This window comes from Pedobacter gandavensis, from assembly GCF_014172405.1.
GTDB lineage: Bacteria > Bacteroidota > Bacteroidia > Sphingobacteriales > Sphingobacteriaceae > Pedobacter > Pedobacter gandavensis.
Window position 1 is genome coordinate 1,275,292 of the sequence record NZ_WNXC01000001.1, and the last position, 21,744, is coordinate 1,297,035.

Annotated in this window: 13 protein-coding genes; 3 read left to right on the forward strand and 10 right to left on the reverse strand. The window is 39.9% G+C overall.

The window, feature by feature from the left end:
• Nucleotides 1-137 precede the first annotated feature (137 nt).
• Nucleotides 138-1,265 carry a TlpA family protein disulfide reductase gene (locus GM920_RS05085; RefSeq protein WP_182954050.1) on the reverse strand — a complete coding sequence of 376 codons (1,128 nt, stop codon included), beginning with the start codon at nucleotides 1,263-1,265 and terminating at the stop codon, nucleotides 138-140.
• Nucleotides 1,266-1,326: 61 nt separating this feature from the next.
• Nucleotides 1,327-2,169: a GNAT family N-acetyltransferase gene (locus GM920_RS05090; protein WP_182954053.1), complete on the reverse strand. Its 843-nt coding sequence runs from the start codon at nucleotides 2,167-2,169 to the stop codon at nucleotides 1,327-1,329.
• A gap of 109 nt (nucleotides 2,170-2,278) precedes the next feature.
• Here GM920_RS05090 and GM920_RS05095 point away from each other — a divergent pair, with 109 nt between their 5' ends.
• Nucleotides 2,279-3,112 carry a L,D-transpeptidase family protein gene (locus tag GM920_RS05095; RefSeq protein ID WP_182954055.1) on the forward strand — a complete coding sequence of 278 codons (834 nt, stop codon included), beginning with the start codon at nucleotides 2,279-2,281 and terminating at the stop codon, nucleotides 3,110-3,112.
• Nucleotides 3,113-3,115: 3 nt separating this feature from the next.
• On the opposite strand, the gene GM920_RS05100 is transcribed toward GM920_RS05095, so the two are convergent.
• Nucleotides 3,116-3,811: a Crp/Fnr family transcriptional regulator gene (locus GM920_RS05100; protein ID WP_182954056.1), complete on the reverse strand. Its 696-nt coding sequence runs from the start codon at nucleotides 3,809-3,811 to the stop codon at nucleotides 3,116-3,118.
• A gap of 215 nt (nucleotides 3,812-4,026) precedes the next feature.
• Between GM920_RS05100 and GM920_RS05105 the strand changes: the two genes are divergently transcribed.
• A complete protein-coding gene (locus GM920_RS05105; RefSeq protein ID WP_182954058.1) occupies nucleotides 4,027-5,754 on the forward strand; it encodes a chloride channel protein in 1,728 nt (575 codons plus the stop codon).
• A gap of 6 nt (nucleotides 5,755-5,760) precedes the next feature.
• Here GM920_RS05105 and GM920_RS05110 read toward each other — a convergent pair whose 3' ends face one another.
• Together GM920_RS05110 and GM920_RS05115 are read right to left on the reverse strand one after the other, a co-directional pair.
• Nucleotides 5,761-6,960, reverse strand: coding sequence for an acyltransferase family protein (locus GM920_RS05110; RefSeq protein WP_182954059.1), 1,200 nt, complete (start codon nucleotides 6,958-6,960; stop codon nucleotides 5,761-5,763).
• A gap of 122 nt (nucleotides 6,961-7,082) precedes the next feature.
• Nucleotides 7,083-8,348 (reverse strand): hypothetical protein, encoded by a 1,266-nt coding sequence (locus GM920_RS05115; RefSeq protein WP_182954062.1) that lies wholly within the window; start codon nucleotides 8,346-8,348, stop codon nucleotides 7,083-7,085.
• Nucleotides 8,349-8,484: 136 nt separating this feature from the next.
• On the opposite strand from GM920_RS05115, the gene GM920_RS05120 reads away from it, so the two are divergent.
• The gene (locus tag GM920_RS05120) at nucleotides 8,485-9,765 is read left to right on the forward strand and encodes an erythromycin esterase family protein (protein ID WP_182954063.1); all 1,281 of its coding nucleotides are present in this window, start codon (nucleotides 8,485-8,487) and stop codon (nucleotides 9,763-9,765) included.
• A 4-nt stretch (nucleotides 9,766-9,769) separates the two neighbouring features.
• Here GM920_RS05120 and GM920_RS05125 read toward each other — a convergent pair whose 3' ends face one another.
• The 5 genes from GM920_RS05125 to GM920_RS05145 form a co-directional block, all read right to left on the reverse strand.
• Complete coding sequence (locus GM920_RS05125; protein WP_182954066.1) at nucleotides 9,770-13,570, reverse strand: glycosyltransferase; 3,801 nt, start codon at nucleotides 13,568-13,570, stop codon at nucleotides 9,770-9,772.
• On the reverse strand, nucleotides 13,567-14,835 hold the full coding sequence (locus GM920_RS05130) for a glycoside hydrolase family 2 TIM barrel-domain containing protein (RefSeq protein WP_182954067.1): 1,269 nt from the start codon (nucleotides 14,833-14,835) through the stop codon (nucleotides 13,567-13,569). Before GM920_RS05130 ends, GM920_RS05125 begins: the two co-directional genes overlap by 4 nt.
• A 231-nt stretch (nucleotides 14,836-15,066) precedes the next feature.
• Nucleotides 15,067-15,897: a DUF6266 family protein gene (locus tag GM920_RS05135; protein ID WP_182954070.1), complete on the reverse strand. Its 831-nt coding sequence runs from the start codon at nucleotides 15,895-15,897 to the stop codon at nucleotides 15,067-15,069.
• Nucleotides 15,898-16,258: 361 nt separating this feature from the next.
• Entirely contained in the window at nucleotides 16,259-18,427 is a 2,169-nt protein-coding gene (locus tag GM920_RS05140; RefSeq protein WP_182954073.1) for an IPT/TIG domain-containing protein, read from the reverse strand.
• A gap of 31 nt (nucleotides 18,428-18,458) precedes the next feature.
• The gene (locus GM920_RS05145) at nucleotides 18,459-21,716 is read right to left on the reverse strand and encodes a TonB-dependent receptor (protein WP_182954075.1); all 3,258 of its coding nucleotides are present in this window, start codon (nucleotides 21,714-21,716) and stop codon (nucleotides 18,459-18,461) included.
• Between the last annotated feature and the right edge of the window lie 28 nt (nucleotides 21,717-21,744).

Below are 21,744 nucleotides of genomic sequence, written 5' to 3' on the forward strand. Positions count from 1 at the left end.
AAACAAAAAAACTGGAACTTATTTACTGAATATAGATACTATTTTGAAATAATTATATTTTTCTTTAAATTATTTTTCCTGAAACAACTACATCCATAACCATTCACACAATTGCGTCATCCATATATTGCAGTACTTTACTCAGCTGCGCCTACCTCCTTAGCTGATCCATACTTCAACAGATATTTTTCCTTTTTTTGTTCTGTTTCTGTTACTTTTTCCTGATTTCCAGCTAGTCGATATAGGTTAGCCATTTTATCATATTTAAGGGGCATCTCACCAAACTCCGGATAGGGATTACGATCAATTATCGCCTGATAACATTCTGCACCCAGAACGTATATATTTTCTGGGATCTTTATTTTTCCTGAATGTTCTTCGATTTGAGCAATCAACACGGGATAAGACGGATCTTCACTATACTTGCCATCCATCATTGCTGCTCGGCCATAGTCATAAGCTTTTTGTGAATCTGTTTCTAATAGCGCCGCAAATTTAAATGCGATAAAAGTCGATGAGTATTCTAAACCAGGTATATGTTTAACCATTTCATCAATCACTAAAATTACAGAATCCGGGCTAATCTGGACACGATCTCTTGTATTACCAGCCATATTGACCACATAACGTTGTATTCTTGAAACTAATTCGTCTGCAGCCTGAAAATCCAAGTCATCTAAATATAATTGGTGGTTTCGTTTTAACAGCGCAAACTCTCGCCTCCATGTTTTATTTAATATTTGTGTTAAAACACTATCGAGATATTGCGGATGGCCAATCCAATCTATTTTCCCATCATTTACGATAAAACTACTTGGAATCGAGTGCTGTCTGGAGGTATCGACCCATTTCTTAGCCATAAATTCACCTTCTTCCATACCTACCGGAAAATCCATTCGGTCTCCCATCTTTTCCACTATTTTTCTTATTTCTGCTGCTGGCATATCCTTTTTTTCAAGGATGTCAATAGCTAAAAAAGTCGCTTTATCTTGATATTTACGTGCCAATTTAGAAAGTCGAGGCATGGAATCCATACATGGGACACACCAACTTGCCCAGAACTCTACCACATAAATCTTACCCTTTTCAAAATTTTGGATTGGCGTCCCCTTAACCCATTCTTTTACTTTCAATGGAGGTGCAGGATCACCGATATTCAGACCAAGATTAATTAATGGCTGTGCATTGACACTAAGATGGAAAGCAGATAACATGATCAGCAATGCTCCGGTAAATTTCACTTTATTTAACTTCATTTTTTTCATAATTTTTAAATGTTAATTAAATTTGAATACTCCTAGCCTCAATCTCTAAAATATAAACTATTTAGACCCTTCTACTCATCTCAAACTGTGCGATAACCTCAGAAAGACCGACACTTTTTAAAAACCCCAACACAGATACAGCCGATTGATCTACATTAAACACATAAACTTCCTGTTGTTCAACGGCTTCATTAATATAGGAAAACAACTGGCTACCAATCCCCTTATCCCTATACTCAGCGGCAACTGCAAACTGATTTATTTTTCTTGATGTTGGATTAAAGATGGCATAACCCACTAATAAATCATCCTGATAAGCCCCAACAATGCGACACTGTGCTTTACTATTTTCCAAGCTCTGATTCGCATTTTGCCAGGAAGGAATGGCATCCCAAAAAGTCATTAATTCCCTCCAGTTCAAACCGTCAATTTCTTTCAATGAAGCTGCCGACTTATCCTTTTTGACCTGTATCTTCCCGCTATAGCAATCCAGTTTTCTATCCCTCGTATATCCCATTTTCTCATACGCTTTGATTGCAGCATGATTTCCTGTCAGCACTTCCAAAACCATCTTCTTCACCTGTATTTTTCTCAATTCAGGCAGCAAATATCCATACATTTCAGACACTAAACCTCTCCCCCGATAGGCTGGAATTACTCCAGTACATGCGTTGTACACCGCCAACCCTTCCTCAGTACTTCGTAAAGCATGTAACATACAGCCAACCATTTGATCTCCATCAAATACTCCTGTTGATAATTTTAGCTTAATATCCTCTGCAGCAATTTTAGATTCCAGTTTTTCTAAAGTCAACTGCATCGGCACCAAATAATCTGAAAATGATAAATTGATAACCGACACCAATTTTTCAAGATCTATATTTTCTAAATTTCTTAATTCCATATTCCTGCATTACTAAAATAATAAACTAATAACAAAAACTAGCCTACCAAATTAAACTTTTTCAACAAAGTTTAATTTGAATCCTAAAAATATAACTGTACATTTAGTTATGAATCAATCTACGAAGTATTTCGGTTTACTATTGCTGTGGCTGGGCGTGATCACCTTTTGCCTCTGGCCTAAGCCACATAAGGTTGAGGTAATTGAACCGGTTATTGAAGTTACCGGTGTAAAATGGCACGATTCTCTATTTAAACACCTTCCTTTGGGGATAGACACCACTATTATTGTTAAAGATAGCAAAGATAACTCCTTGAGTTTTCGTCAGTACCTCATCCCCGTTTTTAACCACGAAGCAATGATCTTTCAAGATCGTGGCATATGGAGATTACAACGTCTAACTAAAGCAGCTTATGATTCGGTAGCAAAAGATGACGATGCCGTCGCGAGATATGAAAGAGCCTCAGCTTATGGAACCAAAGACACCGAACGGAGTTGGAAATTTAAGCTCCAGGAAATCGCACATACACTTTCCGCCGCAGATCATATTGTCGTCTTCAAGGGGAAGCGTAAAATGATTGTTAGCCGAAAAAACAAGCCAATACTTACCTTTAACATAGACCTTGGATTCAATCCTAATGGTAATAAGATTACTGAGGGAGACGGTAAAACGCCAGAAGGTATTTACCATGTTGACATCAAACATTACAGACGCGATAAATTTTACAAAAGCTTCTGGATCTCCTATCCCAATGAAAAGGACAAAGCCATCGCACAAAAGAATGGGGTAAAGCCTGGTTCTAACATCATGATTCATGGTACCTACCCGGAAAAAACTAATGCAAAAGACTGGACTGCCGGATGCATTGCCCTACAGAACTACGACATTGATCAGTTATTTAAGGTTGTAAATGCAGGAACAGTCATCGAAGTGCGGAAATAAGGATCAAATAGGATCACGGTTAACAATTTCCTGCAGCTTTAAATGATCGGTGATCAAAATTTTTCTCCCTGTTAGGGTTAATATATTCAGTTTAGCAAACTCATTCAAAACCTTAAACAAAGTCTCATAAGTCGTACCTGCAAATGAAGAAATGTCTTGCCGACTGATTTCCACATCAATAAAGCCTTGTTCATCAATTCCAAACTGCTCGTGAAGAGAAATAAATGCTTGCGCAATACGCGCTTTAACAGACATATGAGCTAAATCCCTCATGCTCCTGTGAGAATTATCCAGTTCATTCGCCAAAAATCGGATCATCATATAAGCCAGTTCGGTATTTACTTTCAAAGTAGCTTCAAAAAAAGCCATGTCCAGATAGCAAACTACGGATGGCTCCAGGGCTGTTGCTGATACCGGATACAGCAGTCTTTTACCCAACCCCATATGCCCAATAATGTCTGAGGGTCTTGCAAAACGAATAATCAATTCCTTATCCTTATCCCATCTTTTGTGGATTTTAAAACTGCCCGTGTATACAAAGTAAATTCCATGAACAGCATCCCCTTCTTTAAAGATCATCTCCCCCTTTTTCACTTCAAAATTCCTTTTCTGTACCGCTAATGCAGGAAGCCATTCCGGTAAACAGAGTTTACATAGTAGACAGGTTTTAAGATCACAAACATTACCGCATTCCCTCATTCTTCAAATATGCAAATTTATACGAATACCTTAACCAATGGATATCAAGAAATAGAGACCACAACCATAAAACATTGTTAAAACAATATTTAAAATCAATCAACAAAAACAAATACCAAATAAAATATATCATAAACAATATTTATAGTTTCGTAATGTGAGTTACAACCTCTACCTTTACCCCGGATCGTTCAAAAAAATCAATTAAAACAACCATGAAAAAAAACAGGCCTGAAAATGGAATTCCCATCGCTCCATCTTTGCCAAATCTGATACAAAAAGACAATACGTTACTTAAAGTCCACTTTTTGAAAAAACGCTTGTTACAAATCTCACTTTTATCCATTGGCGTAGCCATTTTAATTAGCTTGATTGCTAAAATCCTGGTTTTACTGATCAACCTGGTTACCAATATCTTTTTCTATGGTTCATTTGACATCAGTTTTCACAGTCCAGCTGAAAATAACCTGGGCTTATTTGTGATTATTCTGCCCGTAATTGGAGGAGTTTTAGTCGGACTGATGGCATTATTTGGTTCTAAAGCAATCAGGGGTCATGGAATCCCTGAAGCCATGGAGCAAATTTTAACCAATCACAGTAAAATCAAACCCGCCATTGCTTTTTTAAAACCCATTTCTTCGGCAATTGCAATTGGATCAGGAGGACCTTTTGGTGCTGAAGGGCCAATTATTGCTACCGGAGGTGCATTGGGCTCAACGATTGGTCAGCTTTTTAAGATCACCTCTAATGAACGTAAAATTATCCTGGCAGCTGGCGCTACAGCAGGTATGTCTGCCATATTTGGCACCCCTATTGCCGCGATTTTCCTCGCCATCGAATTGCTGCTTTTTGAGTTCTCCCCTAAGGCAATCTTACCCGTAGCATTGGCCTGTATTACGGGAGCCGCAGGGCATCATCTCCTTTTTGAATCAGGTCCGGTTTTCCCAATGCCCAACTTAGAAAGCCCAACAAATTTTGCCTTGGCCATCTACAGCGCCATTGGTATCGTTATTGGATTTATCTCTTTGGGGCTCACAAAAGTAGTTTATTGGGTGGAAGATGTATTTGAAAAGCTTCCCATTCATTGGATGTGGTGGCCAGCCTTAGGTGGACTCGCAGTAGGGATAATCGGATATTTTTTCCCAAATACCCTTGGAGTTGGTTACAATAACATTGTCAACATGCTCTCCGGAAAAATTCCGCTTACACTCATGCTGAGCTTATGCTTTTTTAAATTTCTTTCCTGGGCAATTGCGCTTGGCAGCGGGACTTCAGGAGGTACCCTCGCCCCGCTGCTAACCATCGGCGGCGCAGCAGGTGCAATTTTAGGGACACTCATTCTGATGTTTTTTCCAGAAGCGGGAATTAGCATTCCAATGGCTGCACTTATCGGCATGTCATCCATGTTTGCCGGAGCCTCCAGAGCCTATTTAACCAGTATTATTTTTGCTTTAGAGTCTACCATGCAATCGCAAGCCCTACTCCCTTTGTTGGCTGCCTGTACAGCTTCCTATCTGGTTTCCTTTTTCTTTATGGAAAACACCATTATGACGGAGAAAATAGCCCGCCGTGGCATATATACCCCGGATGCCTATGAACCTGACATTCTTAGAAGAATCCTTGTTTCACAGGTTCTTGGAAAGGGTAAAAGGCTGCATCCCCAAGCACATACCATTGAAGAATTATTGCTGAAAAACGTCCCTGTACTAAGCCCCAATGATCCACTTTCCAAAGCTGTAGAATTGATGGCCATCCATGGCGAAGAAGTTTTACCAATAATGTCCTCCAAAAATTCTAAGGAGGTATTCGGTATACTTAGCTACAATGATGTACTCCATGCCTATGAGCTCTATCATAAAGAAAATCAAGAAGCAGGAATTAACCTTTCTCTTAAAAGACAAAGGATAAAAATCATGGTCATGACCCGTAAATTTAGAAGATAAAAAAGTTTATTTCCCCCACATACGGTTTATAAATCTCCGACTAGGACCCTCCACCCAGCGATAAGTAATATAAGAGATGAGGATGAGTAGAATTAGATAGACCAGGCAATATAAAAGCCCAATAGAAAAATCAATATTCTGCTTACCTCTTCCTATTCCTACCGTACCCGGCAGTAAGGCTCCATGCGAAAATGGTTCTTGCAGAAAGATCTGCATCAGGTAAACGGAATAAGAGATATTCCCTAAGAATTGCATAAACTTCCGATTACAGAAACCGGCAATCTTACCCTTATTTGCCGTAAAGCTGAGTACAAGAATTGCAAATAGAGAAACGGTTATGCCATCATTCAGGGAAAAGTGCATAGACACCATGATCCCCAGAATTATAATCAGAGAGACAAGATCAGAAGAAAATGCTTTCCTGAAAGCTTGTAATTGATAGAGCAGATAAATCAGGACACCAGCCGTAAACCCGGCTATTCCGCGAATATATCCGAAATCGAAGGTAGTATTCAGATTGTGAGGAACTGGTATAGCAGGATTAATAGGGTTTTTTCGAGGCAGCAAATACATGATTGAATAATAGGCCACTACGACTAGAATCACCAGAAGTATCACTGAAATAGTCCTTTTCTTATTAATAAACAGTGCGATTAACGGAAACAGAAGGTAAGCCGCAAATTCGGCACTGATACTCCAGGAAGGTATATTCCAGGAATAAATCTTTGTTAAGCCAAAGGAATGAAGTAAAAAAATATTCGGTAAAATATCAGATGGCTGCTCTAAAAGAATAGGTGGATTACCCCAGTCGGTAAGCCAACGCACAATGACCACCAGCAACAGCAACGAAAACAAATGCAGCGGGTAGACCCTTGCAAACCGGGCAACAAGAAAGCTTTTCAATGATTCGGCCTGAATACTGTTTTTAAAATGACTGCTATAGACATGCATCATGATAAAGCCACTCATGATAAAGAACAAGTCCACCATCAGGTAGCTTTTTTCAAAAAACATCGTGGTTGAGGCAGGAACAAATCGGGCAACAGCCATTTCAAAATGAAATACAGCCACCAGTAATGCCGCTATGCCGCGTAAGGCTGTTAAGGAAGGAAGGTATTCAACTTTATGATCTGTAATTGGAATGGAAGTAGCGCTTATTACCGTTGGTTCTTCGGCAGGTGGAGCATAAACAGGGACTTGGTTCATATTGGTTCTGAAGGTTTATAAATAGGAATAAGTATTGATTTTAAAAGTTACGGTATTTATTCTACACCATAAAACAAATCCATTACGTATATCTAAAATGCAGCTCCGACCACAATCACATTTTATTCGTTTTTAATGGGCACGGTTGCCTCTGAATTCCGAACCAACACGATGTATTGAAAATAGTCTGTGGTATATTTCCCTTCCTCATTCAATAATAACCGCTGGCCTTTTGGCATCATATCTCCATAATTAATCGTTATGCTTTTCCGTAAAAATGGCGAACCTTCCGCTTCTAAATTGAACAAAGTGGTGGTATTTGTTTTTGTCACCGATTTAAAATCTTCTATCCCATCAAAATTAACCAGTCTGCCATCATGGTTAAACTGGGTTAGATTACCATATGTTTTTCCTTTAGTTTGCCAGGCTTCCGGTGTAAAAGCAGTAGGCATCATCATTTTTGAATCTACATAGAGCAAAACCATAGTAAGGATTTTACCCTTTAACGCTAAGTTTTCATCATGATCAAGCATATACGCTAATGATTTAAATTTTCCTGGATTCCCTAGCGATTGATAGACATGACCGAAACCAAAAAACGCATATAATTTCTTATCCTTCCAATTTCTAATTTTAAACAAGTCAACGAAATTATCGTACAGCAAGCGCTCCCGATTAGAATTTTTCAAGCTGCAATTTTTCAAGGCGAATCGTAAGTCTTCGAGTTTACTGCTGCCCTTCAGTGCAGTATTAAGTTCAACTTGTTTTTTTAATTGGGTAGCAATAGAGATAATCGAGCTATCATTTTTCGCTGATAAAGCATTGATTAAAGGTTGAAATGAACTCCTCCAGCCCTTTAAAGAAGGGTCTTTCAACACCTCTTTAAAATACCTTGCTACCAGCACAGGATTATGTATTTCATCGATCCCTTCAAAATAGATCCTTTGCTTTGGTTTGAGCCCCTGGTTATACACCCTTATTCTTCTAATTTTATTTTTAAAATCCAGATTCCCCCATTGTGAATTTTGAGCAACCCAATCCTCAAACACCTCATCAATTAACTGCTCATCTCCCGTTTGTAAGTATTGGTTCAGTAGATACGCTTTAGCAAAATCGAATTCTCCAATGTAGGTGTTGATGTTCCGCTCAGAATTTAACAATGTGATCATGTCGTAATCGATGTCTTGCCCTTTTTGAATCCCGTGTATTTCGCCTAAAATAAAAAGCTGGTGATTAAAAAATGTACGATCGAGTTTATCCTGATGATTGGTGATCCCTCTTGATAAGTCAATCGCATGATTAGAAAGATAGCTATTGACATTTTGAGCAGCTCCATTCATGGAGCAAAATAGCGAAGCTCCTAAGAGAATTTTTTTGATAAGCGTCATGAAATTGGATCGTGGTATGTTTTCGCAATATAGCTTATAAATGCGCTTTCACCTTAAGAAAATTATATATAAGAACAATAACATCAATATTTCAATTGTTAAAAATAAAACCCTATGTTGCCATCAAATTCAGAATATGGCTGCTCCAATCAAATGGCTTATCATCACTTTCTTCGCCTTAAATTTCAACCTTAACAAGGCCTTTACACAATCAGACCCTAAGCTAATTAACGCCCTCAATGAGCAACTTATTCCCTTAAAAACGGTTTCTGAAGATCTTGATTTCATGGATTTTGATCCCCTAAATTCCATGCTAAAAGAGAAGCAAATTATTGCCCTTGGCGAGGCTACCCATGGCACCCATGAATTCTTTTTGTACAAGCACCAAATGTTAGCCTATTTAGTAAAAAAAATAGGCGTCAAAACTATTATTTTGGAAGCTGATTTCTCTGGAAGCCAAACCATGAATGATTACGTTGTAAATGGTAAAGGGACAGCCGAACAAGCAATCCTGGAAATGGGATTCTATGGCATTACGCAAGAGTTTGTTGACCTGGTGAAATGGTTGAAAGCTTACAATGACACCCAGTTGCCTGAAAACAAAGTGAACCTTTATGGTTGTGACATGCAATACCCTGTGTATGCTGCTAAAAAAATAAAGGAATATTTAGTGCAGAACAACCTGATTACACCAGCATTAAGTGTAGGATTTGAGGCCATGAACAAATACTATCCAAGCTTAACCGGAAAGGAAAAGACAGCAATCTCAACCACCATTACGAACTTATCTTCCCTAAAATTTGAGGATCAGGATACCGCAAAAAATGCCTTGTACAAACGTGATTTAAGAGCACTGCAACAATTTGCTGACGCCCAATCAAAAGGATCCTCCTACAAGCAGAGCGATGCAAGAGATCAATACATGGCTGAAAATTGTGAATGGATCTACCAATATACCAAGCAAAATAAGATGATGCTTTGGCAGCACAATCAGCACATCTCCAGAACAAAAAGCAGCACTGGTTTGATCCGCATGGGCAATTTCCTAGCGGAAACCTTTAAAGATAAATACTATGCCCTGGGTTTTGATTTTTATAGTGGTGCCATGAGATCGTACGACCTGAAATTAAGGAAGAAAGTGGATGTAGAATTGCCACCTGCAAAGATAGGATCCAGTGCGGAGATATTTTCGAAATGCAAGGTCCCCAACTTCATTCTTGATTTCAAAACAGCTTCAGTAAATCCGATAGTCAGCGAGTTTTTAAACGGCAAAATTCAATCCGTTGCCTATGGCGCTGGTTTTGACAAAGGCCAAACGCCATACTATTTACAACATAAGCTTAGCGGCTCTTATGATGCCATAATTTTCATTAGAGACACTAAGCCAAGCATAGATATGAGCACCCAAAAAAAATAATAACCTACAATGGAGTATTGAGTTTAGACTCGATCACATCCAAGACTACATCATCCTTAACCACATACAGATACAACCGGTAACTCATCGGGTTTTCAGGGATTTTTAGTTTAAGATTTTCACCATTCCCAACTGCTACCATGGATATGGGCTTGTTAAACCTGTCTACCTTAGCCAACTTCCATTCGAAGGTTAAGTTTCCTGCAGCTGTAGCATCAGCAAGTACCCACTCGTTATTCTTTTTGATAATCACATGATAAGTAAGTTCCTGACCAGGGAATGTTCCTAATGCTGGCTTCAAGATCTTAACCATAGCTTTCTCTGCTGGTAAAGGTCCTTTATTCCAGCTATAGAAAAGCTGACTGAAGCTGAGTTTCTTTCTTCCCAGATCATCTTTTATTCCATCAAGTGTTACCCGATTCGTTTTCCGCTCGTCCTGCCAATTCGCTATGAAGGTACCCACTTTAGTATCATGCATCGCATGATAAGCCTGAACTGGGATTTCACTATAAAAATATGGAACCTTCATATTCATAATGAATTTCGGATCTAATTCCTTAGGGCCAACTACAAGTCCGTATAGATCAATTTCAGGAATCACCTTATTATACCTTTCTATTGTTGAATTCATATTTTCTGAAACTTCAACATCGACACTAACCGGCCTTTTAGGGTCTATTTTTTTGATATTGACGATTAACTTTTTAAGCCAGGCTAAATAAGCATCCTGCTGATATAACAATTCAGGTTTGTAATAATAAAGGTCCAATTTCTGAAACACTGCATTTCCAATATTCCATGACTTGATACTTTCCTCATCTTTCAGGTCGTCAATAGAAGCAAGGATCTTAGCACTCAACAAATCGAGTCCTTTAGTATCAGATGAAAAGTTAAGCTCATCAGATACCCAATACCCATAATGGATGTCCATGCCTGTTTTTTTAGCGAGCTTCAAGATGTTATCATCATAAATATCCGGACCATAACGCTTAATCGCATGGATTCCAATTTGCTTCATCTCCTCAAAATCAGCAACCATCTCCCGCATCGTAACCGTTTGATAGTTTTTTGTCCAATCCTGTCCACGGTTGTAATTTATTCCTTTTATGGTGGCAAATTGATTCAGTTCTTTTGTAGTCATGGAATCGACTGCCTTATTACTATCGACTTTCGTCAATAGGAAAGGAACCTTGGCAATCGCCCCATGAGTCATCCCTTTATGATACTCCTTTAACAAGCGTTTCATTTGCTCCGGTTGTTGTATCTTCCAGTTCAATACTCCTTCTAAACCACCTTTCGGCACATTCTTATCATAGCCGGAGTCAAAGAACAGGAAGCCCTTGATTTCTGGAAACTTATTCCTGGATTTGAAAGCCAATTTAAACCATTCCTCTTGTCGGCCGGCAGAAACCAATGATCCCATTTCAGCCAACATCACTGGTAATCCGGAACGGAAAATTGGATTTTGATGAAAGTACTTATATAAATCCTCCATAGATTGCCATCCCGATGAGGAGTTCAATGGCCCATAATTCAGGTTTGTGACCCCTATCCAATCTACATATGCGCTCCCTGGAAAATAAGCATCAACAGTTTCTGGGTTCCATGGGTTCCAAACCCAAATCACATTGTAAACCGCATTTTTAGCAAAGTAATCATGTATATATTTCCATGCCGATCTGTATTCCTCTGGTGTATTATCACCAACAGGAGACCAAGGATAAGATGGATTGTCCATTTCATGAGCAAAACGTAAATAAACAGGCCTGTTTAGTGCTTTAACCTGGTCAGAAAACTTTTTAAGGTAAGCATCGTACCTTCCATTCGTCACCTTCCTAAAGACTTTCAAGTCTTTTTTATCTTTCCCATTGATCTCATTTTGAGCAAACAAATTCTGCCAGGGTTCCCAGGTCACCATCGGAATGGAGCCATTATTATAGATCGAATCCAGCGTTTTTTGAGGCAGGAAACATTGCGTTTGCTCTCCCCAGGGGATATAAATTGACACCAGATCAAAATGAGTGTCAAATGCTTTTTGAAGCTGGTTAACTTTAGTTAAGGAGGAGATTCCATCCCCATTACCTGGCGCAAATACCCCTGTTAGAAAATAATTCATTTTATGATTTAAAACCGGTAATCCATCCTTAGTTTCGGCATCTGAACTTGCATAATAAAGCACTGAAAAACAGAGAAAAATGGTGATGATCAAAGCAGAACTCCGCACGCCTGCATAAATACGCCTTCTTAAAAACCAAAATTTGATTTTTACTTGCTTCAAATTATTCATAAAGCCTTTTACCGAAGAATGCCCGGCCTGATAAGCTCTAAATTGTTGTTGTCTGCTGGCGATAATGTTAAAACACATGATCAAACTATTCAAACCCGCAAAACCAGCCATAATAATATTGTATGGATTCCAGTCATAATACAAGCCATAAACAATTGCTGCGAGAGACAAGAAAAGTATCACCAGATTAGGAACATTTAATGGCCAGTTATTCGCTTCATTACCATCTTTTGGTGTTGGAACATAAGGCACCTTTTTCCCAATGATGGTATAGACTAATCCTAAAATGAAGATCCACCAGGTCCCGATCATCAGGAGTCCACCAACCACATGAAAACCCCGCTCCTCATCTTCCATCACCCACATTTGGACAAAATGACGGATCAAAAGTGTCATGGTGACTAAGGGTAGCACAGTGATTCCAAAAGTGGTAATACTCATCTTAATAGGGCTCGCATCGAAAACCAATGCGATGATCGGAATCAAGAAATTAATTAAATAAATCACCCCTGAGAAATAATGCAATGGGATAACTGCGTAGTGCAACTTCTGCTGCCAGGTAAATCCTTTAAAAAGTTTCGGATAAGCGGTAACCAGTAAATCAAAAACTCCCCTTGACCATTTTAGCTGTTGCTTATAATAAGCAGATAGTGTAGAAGGAACCAAGCCCCTGGCCAAAACATGTGGCACATAGACCGACTTCCAGCCTTTGGCATGAAGCTGCATTGCGGTATGCATATCTTCTGCAAGCCCTGCTGCATGACCGCCAATAGATTCTAACGCAGTCCGTCTGAAGGTACAATTGGCACCAATGGCAAGAACAGTCCCATATTTGTTCATCGTCATCATCATCGGCCCATAAAATTGATAGGTTTGCTGCGCTGCTCCTTTAGCAATTAGATTTTCATCGTTATTACTATATGCCTGTACAACTTGAACAAAACCAATCTCAGGATTATTGAAATGCGTAACAATAGGGTCCAAAAAATTCGGCATAGGCACATGATCCGGGTCTAAAACCAAACAAAGCTCTCCGGACGAAAAACTTAGCGCATTGTTAATATTTCCGGCTTTTGCATTGATCTTCTTCGTTCTGGTAATGTGATGAACGCCCAATTCTTCACAAAAACGCTTTAGATAAGGATCATTTGCCTCATCGCATAAATAGGTTTCATGAGGATAAGTGATCGCTTTAATGGCAATCAATGTCTCTTCAATCATTTCATAGGGTTCACCCGCACAAAATGTAGTAAAAACATCAACCGTATAAACTTTAGTCGTTTCAGGCGTTTTAGGGATGGTAATGAAAAAATAATGAATCCATTCATGAACTGTTTTAAGGCTCATAAATATAAATGTAGTCAGCAACAGTGCATACAATGGAGGGTATCCTACAATAACAGGATTCAGCATGTTTTTCAGAAAAAAACCAATACAAATTAATCCGATGGTAATCATCAGTCTGAGCGTAAACCGCTCTTTTTTTGTCGGGGGTGATGGTACTGGAACTACTTTCATTTATCAGTTACAACATAAAAGGGTGTATTGCAGGTAGAAAAATTACCATGATCATCATAAATGGTCGCAAAAATCCGATAAGGTCCTTCAGCCTTCGGGGCTATAAACTTATCTTCCAAAAATTGAGCTGTTTTAGTTTCCTGCATTAATGGCTGGAGCTTTTTATCATTGTGAAGGTTATTCTTCTTGTACCAGTCTTCGGGATATATTTCCCATTTCACAGACTTAATATGATCCTTATTCAACATTAAAACTTTGGCTGAAAAAGTATGACCAGGAGATAAAAAGATATTATCTCTAGCTCCCTTTTCATTTAAAAGCATGTAATTCACCTGAGGAAAGGAATATTCAAGATGTTTCCCTGTCCATAAATATTTCATGGCATCAACCACCTGGGATTTACCTTCCTGCGTATCAAACATACTAAACCAGGACTGAGTCCCCTCCTGTTTGTTGCCCCAGAAAAAAGCAAAGGCTCCTAAAAAGCCTGGCTTTTCTATTGGCATATGTTTTTCATAACGATCCTGATACTGTTCTGCTTTCTTCGTGCTGGTATCCTCGATATAAGCAGCCCAGGCCGTTTGGGCTGTCCCATCCCAGGGGCCATCAATCCCCCATTCTGTAACCATAAATGGTCCCTTCCAAAACCAGGAAACACTGCTAAGGTCATCCCTCAAATAGGTTATTCTACCAAAAATATTAAAAGATATCAAGTCGATATCGCAGCGCAACTTCAGATTAAACAGGTATTTCTTATTAAAATTCAAGACTGTTGTGGTCACAGGATGATCAGGATCGTCCTGATGAATCATCTTCGTGAGCTCGTTAAAAGCGCTATAAAAATCATTGTAGGATGGCTTAAAAGGAAAATCAAGTTCATTACCCAGGCACCACATCAATAGCGAAGGATGGTTCTTATATTTATTGACAACAGATTTAAATGCCCGGTACTGACCATTCACTTTTGCAGGGTCATTATAGAAGGACTGATAATCACTATTAAAAATTGGCAACCCAACGATTACAGCCAACTGGTTGGCTTTTGCACTATCCAAAATAACAGATAACCGCGTAGTGTCCCAAACTCTAATCGTATTTCCACCCATTTCTTTTAAGGTTTTGAAATGGGTATTACCGGCCGCGCCTTTTATGGTATATGGTTTACCATCTTTATATAATTTATAACTGCCTTCAATCTTTTTGACCTGTACTTTTCTGGGAGTCGGATCTTCAGGTTGCGTGCAACCCGTAAAAGCTAAAACCATACACAGGCTCAAAAACTTAAGCTTTATAAACGGATATTTTCTATCCAACATTGACATATTTAAGATTCGTTAATTTCGTGAATATAAACAAATAACAACATTAGAGATCAATCTAACAATGATAGCACAAAATATACGGATATAATTTTACAAAATTTTCAGGCAAAACGCATCTATTATTGTTAAAAAACAAGTCATATAATCCTTTCAACTGAAGCTAACCTTTGAATTTCAGGAAGGTTTTCCCGGCAGGTGTTTCAGTTTTTCCTTTAACATCCGATATTCTCTTTCCAAATGTCGGAAAGCCTTTCCTTCTGGAATACTTTCCCCCTCCATTTGCTTTTGATAAGCAAGGGATACCTGATCAAAACGCGCTTTCATAGTCGTAAAATGAGCTTTTTTTGCTTTCTCCGCCTGACTATCGGCAACACCATTCAGATTTCCTGCATAAACACTGTCAGAAATTGATTTTTCATTTGAAGACCTTAAGCACAGATAAACTTCCATTTGCTCATTCAGCATCCATTCCTCCGAAAGCGCAATAAAACAGCTTCCATCTGCCCTTCTAGCGGCATTCAGATAAGTACTTGCCCTCTTTTTACTCGGATGGTTAACCAGCACCATGACCAGATCATCACTAGCCCCATTTGCAGAAAGGCTATTATCCCAACTTAAATTCAGTCCATTTTCGCCCTTGCTGATTTTCAAATCTTTTACTGCGTCCAATGATCCCCGGCTTAGAATTACTTTGCTATAATCTACCTTAATATTGGGATATTCACCGGTTAGAGCCTGTTTTTTGATGTAAGAGACAGCCAGATTGTGTGAATTTTTAAGGGTTCCTTCCGCCTCTAACTTCAGACTAACATTGATAAAATCAGCCATTGGTCCCACCAATCCCATCGTTACAGCCATTGCCTGTCGATTTCCCAACTGTTTTGTAGTCGGTTTTCCAGGTTTGCCGACCAGGCGGCATATCGGTTGTCCGTTTAGCATGTAGAAAACTACGTTTCCTATTTTCCCAGAAGGGTGCCCATAAGGGCCTACGCTGCATATTGCCATAATCAAGAGCTTTAAATGTGTGTACCACACGAATAAATCAAGGTATTGATAAATAACCAGATACACAGTAGAAAATCTATATAGCGTCTATAATTAATAGTAACAATATAGTAGATTAAATCGGCTTTATTTCATAGTTGATTAGGCAACTTGACGAGTAATAGCCCTAGCAACCTCCTGGAAACAAACTGAGAAAGCCGTAAAAATTTAAAGGTCATCATAGCCCATATATTGTCCTGACATAGGCTGGTTCCTGATTTACCCCAACATGAATCCCTGCTAAACAACAAGCCCCCAAAAAGTTTAAAACTTATGGGGGCTTGGAGCGCAATTGTTAATACAGATTAATTTAAATCCTTCTTTATTTCAAGAAAATCTTTCTTATCGCCTTATTTTGGGCATCGAGAATGTAAATATTTCCATCTTTATCAACGGCCATATCATCCATTGAGCCTATTTTTGCCTTGGAGAATGCCCCATCTGCAAATCCTGAGGTTAATTTAACCAGTGTGGAGACTTTTTTACTGGCGATATCAATCTCTCTAAGCGCATAATTATACTTGTCGCCGGCAATTAATTTACCAGGACCATATAAAGCCAATCCACCTCCAATACTGTTAAATCTTGCCGCGAATCCTACTCCATCCTCGAATCCAGGATCAGAACTACCCGTGAAATAGGTTTCATTTCCACCTCCGGCAGCAATACGTCCAACAGCATTATTACTACTTGAACTGGAATCTACATAGTATAAATTTCCATCTGCATCTACCACTGCCTTAGCCATAGGCCAAAATGGGCCACTCACTTTAGTGAAACTACCGGCAGTATTGACCTTGTTCATCCCCGCATAGGCAGCAACAATATTCACATACAGGTTTCCGGCATTGTCAAATGTCATCAAACCTGGCGCGAAACCAGAAACATAGACCGAATTCTGACCGGAAGGCGTGATTTTCCGGATGTGATTACGGCCAATATCTGACACATAAATATTATCCTGTTTATCGATCGCAATTCCATAAGGCGTATCAAAAGTAATGTTGGCCCCATTGGCCTGTAAGATACTAACCACTCCAGATGGTGTAATCTTTTTCACGACACCATTCATTCTGTCCGCTGCATAGATATTTCCACTGTTATCCACGGCTATTCCGGCCATAAAACCTCCAAAGGTGTCACTATTTGGTCCACCAGCTAAGGTCAGCATTCCTGCTCTTCTGAAATCCTGAGGTGCCAGTGCTTCCTGACCACCAACTACGACTTTTAAATCACCGCTACTCAATCCTACTGGCGCATCCAATACCAAGGTGTTTTCTGTAGCAGTTTTCACTGTTGTCAGCAAGCCATTAAAATATACTTTGTTATTCGAAGCGTTGGTGCTAAAACCAGATCCTTTAATGGTGACGGTTGTCCCCGCTAAGCCATTATCCGGGCTTACAGAAAGTATTCCAAGCGTTTGATCTTTAAATTGCGGCCCGTCCGTGGCCTGATCATTGACTACCACTTTGACCAATCCACTTCCTGTACCACCTGGCAAAACCAATTTAATCTGGCTTTCGCTAACCGATTGCACAGGAACTGAGACGCCATTGATAAATACCTTATTCTCATCCAGAACCGTACTAAACAACGCTCCAGAAATGGTCATTTCCGCACCTTGCGGGCCACTTAATGGCGTTACAATTTGAATCGATGGCGCAGCAACTACTTTAAAGACTGGCCCTGCAGTTTTCTGTCCATTGATATTTACGGAAAGTGGACCAGTGGTTACCCCATCAGGAGCCAGCACCACCAACTTTTCGTTACTGGCTTCCAGTACCGTAGCTGTGATTCCATTAAAATCTACCAGATTACCAACTGCCAATGCTTCAAAGCCGGTACCTGTGATGGTCACCTTTGTATTTTTACCACCGCTTAAAGGTTTGATACTGGCAATAGCCTGATAAGTGAAATTCTGACCTTTAGCCTCTTTACCATTAACCTTCACTACGATTGGCCCAAATCCAGCATCCAATGGCACTTCCGCCACGATCACCTGGTCTGAAACACTGACTACCAATGCAGGTTTTCCATTGATGAAAACTGTAGCCGGACCTGCCGTACTGCTAAAGCCCTCCCCGGTAATCCGAATTTGAGAACCCGCAGGTCCGTTGGCAGGAAATACCGTTTTCACACTTAAATCCTGATAAATATATTGTCCCAGCTCAAAATTTTGAGATCCATATTTTATAGACAATGCCCCGGTACTCCCTCCTTCTGGCATACGCAAAACGATGGTGTTTGAAGTAGCACTGATCACCTCCGCCACTTTACCGGAAATGGTGGCCGAATAATTGGGAAGATCCGTTCCAAAACCTTCGCCAACAATGGAAACCAGTGTTCCTGCATTCCCACTATTAGGGTAATAACTGTCTATTTTAAATGCCAGAACAGGTATTTCCACCTTATCCTTTTTACAAGCGCCAATAAACAGCAGGAAGAACAGCATCATGCCGATACTAAAATTCCATTTATGTTGAATATTCATCTTTTCTATGACTTAATTTCTAAAAAATAAACTAAAAGCTATACCTCAATCCCAGTTGCATCTGCGTTCTCGACCCGAAATAATCGATGCTATAAGGCTGTCCAGGGTTGTTAAAAGTAAAAACAGGATAATTACCTGCGTTTTGCTGTGGCGGAAATAGCGATGGCGTTAAACCGACACTGCTTGTCGAGTTAAATGTATTTGGTGAAAAATACTGCACACCCCAGCTCTTGCTGATCAGGTTGGTGATGTTCATCACATCTACCGTAAAGCTCAACGATTGCGACTTATTTGGAGAGACAAATAACTCATGGGCAAGGTGTAAATCGGCCTGTACATTCCAAGGCGTCCTGCCTTTGTTTCGCTCGGTATACTTCCCTCTTCTGCTACTTAGGTATTCATTTCCATCAATAAATTGATTAAAAGCCGCAGCTTGTTGCCCGGCAGTTTGTGTTGGAATATCTTTAAAATAGCGGATCGCTTCTTCAGGCAAAGGAATATAAGTTAAACTCACTTGCTGTGGCAACCCCTGAATATTACCGTTGACAATACCATAGGTAAATGGACTACCAGATTGCGCACTAAAGAACAGATTGATGCTTGTTTTTCCTGCATTTCTCCAGGCATAACTATAGGAGATCGTCGAAATAATGCGGTGACGAATATCAAAATTACTATAACTTAAAGATGGGTTATTTGGGATTAAAGCCTGATTAAGCTGCCAGTTACTCTCCATAGAATTACGCACCCCGTTGCTTAAATCTTTGGATTGTCCGTAGGTATAAGAAGTGCTCACATTTAATGCTTTTGCAAATGTTTTGTTGATGGTACCAGTTAAGCTATAACGATAACCTTCTTTGGTATTACTCAGCAGGTAAATATTGGAGAAACGCGGATCAACTGTGCCACCATAAACCGGTTGTTGTTTTTCCTTGTCGTAGCCATAATACAGCGGATTATCCTTGGTATTCAACTGCTGAAACAGTACGTCTTTTAAGCTTTTCGTATACATTCCTTCCAGTGTAAAACGCCATTCGTTTTCCGTTTCATAATCGATACCTAAACTTCCCCGCAATACCTGTGGCATCACAAATCCGTTATCTACCAAATCTGCTTGTGTCCGACCGCTGTTTGGATTGTTAACCACTGTTCCGTTTTGCTCAATAAAACCAGCAATTCCATTTGGGTTTGGTCTAATCGGATCGGTACCTGGTAAAAAGGGTTGTTGATCCGCTTTCTGATCAATAGCACCAAAAGTATTCCCGGTATTGTAATAGGCATAAGCCAACCATGCAAAAGGAATCCGCCCGGTAAACATCCCTATACCTCCTCTAAAAATCAACTTCTGATCACCCAGAGCATCGTATCTAAAACCAAGGCGCGGCGATAACTGTACTTTGTTTAAGAATTTATTGTCGATCCGGTTCAGTGGCGTATAGGTATAAGTACTTCCAAAATACGGATCAGCGATAATGTCGCGAACTTTATCACTCAAAACCGGCATGGTCGGTAGATTTACAAAATCTGCACGTAAACCTGGAGTGATGCGTAATTTATCACTGATTCTGATTTCATCCTGCACATATAAACTATACATGTTGACATTGAAATCCGCGGCCGGATTAGCCAATAGATAATCTCTATTGTTATTTAAATAATTATAGCTACCCCTTACCCGATAAGGATTATTATTCGTAAAATCTTCAATACTCTGGTAATCTACACGACCATTCCAGGCATTGACGAAGCCATAAGTGATATGGTACAACTCATTGTGTGTACCTACTAAAACCTTATGACGTCCTTTAGTCCAGTTTAAGTTGGCGGTAAACTCCCAGGTTTGCTGTTTCATATTGAAGATACTGGCTTCGCGGTCTGTCCCTAAGTAAATGGTGGTTCCTGGTGTACGGCCCATAATTTGTACTTGTGGCAAAGTGGGATCGCTTAATGGATCCCGGCTATCGTTAACATGGGTAAAGCCGACCAATAAATTGCCGGATAACGCGTTATTGAACCTACTTTTTAACTCAGCCACCGTACTCGTCTGGTTGTTTTCCTGTTGAAAAGCCATGCTGCTGAAGCGGAAATCCTGCTGATCGCGGTCCATGTGGGTCGCTTTACTGAAAATCGTGTTATTTCTAAGGGTCAGCTGATGCTGATCATTGATGTTCCAATCTAAACGGTTAAAAAACTTTTGAGATTTACTCCAGTTCGTATAAACTCCGGCAGTACCGGCATCAAAAACACTCCCATAGCGGGTTTTTACGGTGTTTGCAATGGATTCTGCATCAGCTACACTAAAAATAGGATCCGTTTCTGCTGAACCTACATTCAACTGTGTGGGATCCTGTCGCCTAGTAATCTCTTCATTGGTAAAGAAAAACAGTTTGTTTTTCAGAATCGGAAAGCCCAGGCGAAAACCAGTTTGGTAATCATAGAAATCGCTGTTCATTTTCCCCAGACCTCCTACACGATCGCGACCCGTAATTGCTGCATTTCTGCCTAGTCCGTATACAGAACCCGTAAAAGTATTGGTACCACTACGGGTTACCGCATTGACCGATCCACCAGTAAAGTTTCCTATTTTAACATCAAAAGGTGCCAGGTAAACCTGCATATCTTCGATCGCATCTAAGGACACCGGATTGGTTCGGGTACTGCTACCATTCATACCTGAGGTACCTGTTTGGCCACCTAAAGAAGGACTAAAACCAATAGCATCGTTATTTACCGCACCATCAATAGTCACGTTATTATACCTGAAGTTAGTGCCCCCAAAGCTGTTATCGCGACTACCTTGCGGCGTTAACCGGGTGATATCAGTAATGCTTCTGTTGATGGTAGGCATGTTCTTCAGCTGCTCAGTACTGATATTCTTCCCTACTCCATAGCTATCAGCTTTTTGGCGGATTGTTTTTTTCGCAGAAACTTCTACGCCTTTTAATTCCTGTGCATTTTCTTCCAGGACAAAGTTGAGCTGCTGACTGCCGCCCAAACGAACTGAAATGTCATTACGTGTTGTATTTTTCATCCCCATCGTAGAAACGGTCACCAAATAAGGTGCGCCAATCCGGAGGTTATTCAGGAAATAACGACCATCCTTATCGGCAGACATCGCGTATCGTGTGCCAGAAGGCGTATGAACCGCCACCACAGTGGCTCCGGGGATCGCTAAGCCCTTGGCATCCTTAACCTGTCCCGTTAAAGACCCACTTGTTTCTTGCGCCAGGCCATAAAACGACACCATCATCAGGGCGCAAAGCATAACGATTGTATATATTTTCTTCATTTTCTAATTTTAATTTGAGTTTAGGAAG